Here is a 5,215-nt window from a genome sequence, read left to right on the forward strand (position 1 = left end):
GATGAAAAGCCCGATTTCGACACCAAAGCCGTGCTGCAAGTGGTAGACACGGCACCGATGTTGCTGCCCCAACAGCTGGACCTTTGGCAATGGATAGCCCAATATTACATGGCACCCATCGGCGATGTGTACACTGCTGCCTTGCCTGCGGGCCTTAAAGACGAGGCGGGATGGCAGCCCAAAACCGAAGTTTATGTGGCGTTGGCCGACAATTTCCAAACCGATAAAACGCTGAACATCGCCCTCGACATGCTGCGTAGCGCGCGCCAACAGCTTAAAGCGTTCACCTGTTTCCTGCATCTCAGCCATTGGGACACCTTAGAAAACAACCAAACGCAACAGCCCGTGGCCGAGATAACACGCGTGGAACTGATGAACGAAAGCGGTGCTAGCAACGCTACCATTAAGGCTTTGGTGGACCGTGGCCTACTCCGCATATATAATAAGGAGGTGGGACGACTGAATACCGACGACACTGAACCCGCCGAAAAGCCCAAGCCGCTGAGCGCGGCACAGCAAGAGGCGTATAACAGCATCGTGTTCCAGTTTCTCAAAAAGCGAGTGGTGCTGTTGCACGGCGTAACATCCAGCGGTAAAACCGAGGTGTATATCCATCTCATCAGCAAAGCCTTGGCAGAGAAGAAACAAGTGCTTTACCTGCTGCCCGAAATAGCATTGACCGTGCAAATGACCTCGCGCCTGAAACGCGTGTTTGGTAAACGCCTGGGCATTTACCACTCGCGATACAGCGATGCCGAACGTGTGGAGATATGGAAAAAGCAACTTTCTGCCGAACCCTACGAGGTTATACTGGGTGCAAGGAGTGCCGTGTTCTTGCCTTTTCAACGTCTTGGACTGGTCATCATCGACGAAGAACACGAGGGAAGTTTCAAACAGCAAGACCCTGCGCCGCGTTATCATGCCCGTTCGGCGGCCATCGTGCTGGCCAACTACTATGGTGCGCAAACGCTTTTGGGCACGGCAACGCCCTCGACCGAGACCTATTACAATGCGCAAACGGGCAAGTACGGCCTTGTTGAACTCACCACGCGATACAAAGACATCGCCCTGCCCGAGATAAAGGTGGTGGATGTGAAGGACCTTCGCCGCCGAAAGCTGATGAACGGGCCTTTTTCGCCGACCTTACTGTCTGCCGTTCGTGGCGCGTTGGAACGTGGCGAGCAAGTTATTTTGTTTCAGAACCGGCGCGGCTTTGCCCCAATGGTTGAATGCCACACCTGCGGATGGGTGCCCAAATGCGACAATTGCGACGTGTCGCTGACGTTGCACAAGAACATGAACCAGCTTACCTGCCACTACTGCGGCTTTACATACGCCGTGCCGACGACGTGCCCCAACTGCGGCGAAACCGACTTGCGGGGGCGCGGTTATGGCACGGAAAAGATTGAAGACCAGTTTGCGCAGCTGTTTCCGGAGGCCAAAATAGCACGCATGGACCTTGACACTACGCGCACAAAAAACGCATACGAACGTATTATACACGATTTTTCGCAGGGCAAAACCAACGTGCTTATCGGTACGCAGATGGTTACTAAGGGGCTAGACTTCGACAAAGTGAGCGTGGTGGGCATCTTAAACGCCGATGCCATGCTTAACTATCCCGACTTCAGGGCCTACGAACAGGCGTTTATGATGATGGCGCAGGTAAGCGGAAGGGCAGGGAGGAAGGGTAAACGCGGCTTGGTGTTGCTACAAACAACGTCGCCCGAACTGCCCGTAATTGGTCAGGTGGTGCGCAATGATTATCAGGCATTCTATACAGACTTGTTGGAAGAACGTCGTTTGTTCAGGTACCCGCCGTTCTTTCGATTGGTGTATGTCTACTTGAAACATGCCAAAGAGCAAGTGGCCGAAACAGCAGGGATAGAGCTTGGCAGCAGACTTCGACAGCTGTTTGGCGACCGCGTTCTTGGTCCCGACAAGCCTGCCGTGGCGCGTGTAAAAACGTTGCACATCCGCAAGTTGGTGTTAAAACTAGAACCGTCGCTTAGTGGCGAACAAGTTCGCCAATGCTTGCGATACGCCCATAACGAGATGGCGAAAGATAAAAAATACGCCACCCTGCACGTGTTTTACGATGTGGACCCGTTGTAAGGGAGAGGAGTTAAGAAGTGAGGAGTTAAAGGAGTTAAGGAGTTAAGGAGTTAAGCCAAATGCTTTGTTGCATAGGGACTAACTATCTCGTCAACTAGCCATCTTGTTAACTCGTCAACTAGTCATCTTGTCAACTCGTCAACTAGCCATCTTGTTAACTCGTAAACTTGTTACCTCGTCAACTTGTCAACTAGTCAACTCGTAAACTAATAATAAAAGGAGAACCATATCATGGCAACAACCATAAACAACAAGGAACATTGGTGGGCGGCAACGAAAGGTTTGCTGGCCCGCAACAAACATGTGGACGGAAAGGAATTGCAAGAAGACTTCCTTAAATATATCTACGAACACGGTAAGGAAATGCCCCGTCAGCAGGTGGATGAGGCCGCAAAAGACCTTGGCACCAACCGCGAAGGCATGGCCAACATCGTGGGTGCGCTGGTTTTGGCCGGCGAACTGACTGCCAACGACACGCTCGCACTTACCGAAAAGGGTTGCATGCACGCCCTTCGGCTCATTCGAGCCCACCGCATCTACGAGCAATATTTGGCCGAACACTCGGGTTATGGGCCGTCTGAGTGGCACGAACGGGCACACCGCATGGAACACCGCATCACGCCCGACGAGCAAGAGCGCATTGCATCGCTGTTGGGCAACCCGCTTTTCGACCCTCATGGCGACCCCATACCCACACCTTCGTTGGCCGTTGCCGACAAAGGCACATGCGGCGAACCCATCGAGGCGCAGTCGTGGTGGCGCATTACGCATGTGGAAGACGACGACAAGCAGCTGTTTACGCTCATAGCCGAGAAGGGACTGACCAAAGACTCGCTCATCTTCATCACCCAGATAGACAACGTAGCTATGATGTTCGACTACGAGGGCGAACATTTCTCGTTACCCATAACGGCACTCGAGGCCATTAACATGCAACCTGTTACAACTGCCGAGCTAAACAACTTGCCCGAGGTGCGTGCACAAAGGCTTATCCATCTTCAAGCGGGCGAAGAGGCACGTATTGTGGGCTTGTCGCCAGCTTGCCGCGGAGCACTTCGCCGTCGTTTGTTGGATTTAGGCTTCGTAAAAGGTAGTGTGGTGAGCATTGACATGCCTAGTCCCATGGGCAACCCCATCGCTTACATTGTTCGTGGGTCGGCCATAGCGTTAAGGCACGAGCAAGCCAAGTACGTTTTGGTGCGTAAAGACCTTGTGGAGGGCGAGGGGCAGCAGCAATAAGTCACAAATGAGGATTAGGGTTTGCCTGGTATGCGCTGTTGGCGTGTGCCATGCACCCACGCCTTTTTGTCCAACTGGTATGCCGGTTGTGGCTTAGTGGGTCTTGCAAAAGCCCGTTTCGGCATTTCTTTTCCAAATGCCCGCGATTGTTAATTTGTATGCTTATATTTTACAAAACACGTATTGTCCGTCGCCTCGTTCTAGCGAAAATTATGGCTGTTTGGCAGTAAAAATGCCACTAAAAGCCGACTTGCAGATCTCGCTTTTAGTCCCTTTTCGGGCATTTTGTCGGTATTTAGTATCGTTTTACCTTTCTATTTGGTTCTCGACTCGTGATTTTTCCGCTGCCAAAAACCAGTTTTTAACCCCCAAAATGCCGCTTTTTAATGGCTGTTTTGCCCTTTTAGGCCATGTTTTTAATGGTTCTAAGCGGTTATGTTTATACCATTACAATGTATTTTTATGCTTTTCATCTCGCATTTAGCAGTGTTTTGCGTTGCATTTAGCACCAAAACACCCTGCGTTTTGCATCAAAACGCACTGCATTTAGTATCAAAACGCATGGCGTTTAGCACCAAAACGCACTGCGTTTAGCGGCATATTGCACTATATTTTGCTGCAAATAGCCCCAAAACAGGTGCAAATGGCGGTTGCTTATAATAAATATTCATTTTGCCGCATTCGCATCCTAACCCCATTTTGCACCCAAACAAACCTTCGCGAGAATCGATTATTTGCGGTCGGGTGGGCTGTTGGTGGAAAAAATGTTAGCTATAACGTTAAAATTTATGCCGAAAAGATTACATGGATGAAGGGATGACGAGAGATGGTAAGTTAACAAGTTGACGAGTTAACAGGTTGACGAGATAGTTAGCTCTTCTGCAACAAGGCATTTGGCTTAACTCCTAATGGTGAAAGGGTGAAAAGGTGAAAAGGTGAAAAGGTGAAAGAATGGCTGACGCCCTTTAAAGTTGTCTGTCGGTTCCTAGATTTCTAGTTTCGTCTAGCTTTCGGACAGGTCCGACAAGTCCGACTTGTCCTATTAGCCTAACGCCACCTATACATTTGGCTTAACTCCCTAACTCCTTAACTCCTCAACTCCTCAATTCTTTTCGTGTTTCGCCACAAATAGAGGTGTTTTTTGACATAAGAACATAAGGGACATAGGGCAAATGAACGGAATTTTCAACAAAATAATACGTTTTTCTTGCAAGTTGTCGTTTTATTACATACCTTTGCAGAACAAGGTATTTTTATTAACACGGCGCGTGTTAGGCGTTGCTGTTGCGCGCTTGGTTTTGTAACCGCTTTTTTTAACTTGAATTAGATGCAGAAATGAAAGAGAAAAACAACCGACTCGAAACGTTGAAACTGCTCATCTCCAGTCAGGAGATAGGCTGTCAAGAAGACCTATTGAAAGCACTTTCCCAAGAGGGTTTCAACATCACGCAAGCTACGCTCAGCCGTGACTTAAAGCAGCTGAAAGTGGCCAAAGCCGCCAGCATTAATGGCAGGTACACCTATGTGCTGCCTAACGAAACGATGTACAAGCGCATACCCACCCCGCGCATGGCACGCGAGATGATGAAGGTTTCGGGCTTTCAATCTATCGCCTTTTCGGGAAACATGGGCGTGATGAAAACCCGTCCGGGCTATGCCAGCTCTATCGCCTACAACATCGATAATGGCGGGATTGCAGAGATATTGGGCACCATATCTGGAAACGACACCATCTTTATTGCCTTTAAAGAGCCCTTCGACCCAGACGAGATGACACGGAGAATGCAAGATGTTATTTCGCGGATGTAGGTGGATTTGTGCTTCATTAAGTAATAGCCATTAATCTAATCGACGGAAACAG

The 5,215-nt window shown here is 49.5% G+C and carries 3 protein-coding genes; all 3 read left to right on the forward strand.

Annotated features, from left to right (window positions below):
• A partial coding sequence (gene priA, locus BN93_RS12695; protein WP_019188700.1) for a replication restart helicase PriA occupies window positions 1–2,115 on the forward strand: 2,115 nt, incomplete at its 5' end.
• A 231-nt stretch (window positions 2,116–2,346) separates the two neighbouring features.
• The gene (locus BN93_RS12700) at window positions 2,347–3,354 is read left to right on the forward strand and encodes a metal-dependent transcriptional regulator (RefSeq protein WP_019188701.1); all 1,008 of its coding nucleotides are present in this window, start codon (window positions 2,347–2,349) and stop codon (window positions 3,352–3,354) included.
• A 1,335-nt stretch (window positions 3,355–4,689) separates the two neighbouring features.
• Complete coding sequence (locus BN93_RS12710) at window positions 4,690–5,163, forward strand: arginine repressor (RefSeq protein WP_009231274.1); 474 nt, start codon at window positions 4,690–4,692, stop codon at window positions 5,161–5,163.
• Window positions 5,164–5,215 lie beyond the last annotated feature (52 nt).

The organism is Prevotella conceptionensis 9403948, assembly GCF_000312305.1.
Classification (GTDB): domain Bacteria; phylum Bacteroidota; class Bacteroidia; order Bacteroidales; family Bacteroidaceae; genus Prevotella; species Prevotella conceptionensis.

Coding starts and splice junctions, on each gene's coding strand:
- BN93_RS12700 (WP_019188701.1), top strand. CDS start 2,347: ATGGCAACAACCATAAACAACAAGGAACATTGGTGGGCGGCAACGAAA.
- BN93_RS12710 (WP_009231274.1), top strand. CDS start 4,690: ATGAAAGAGAAAAACAACCGACTCGAAACGTTGAAACTGCTCATCTCC.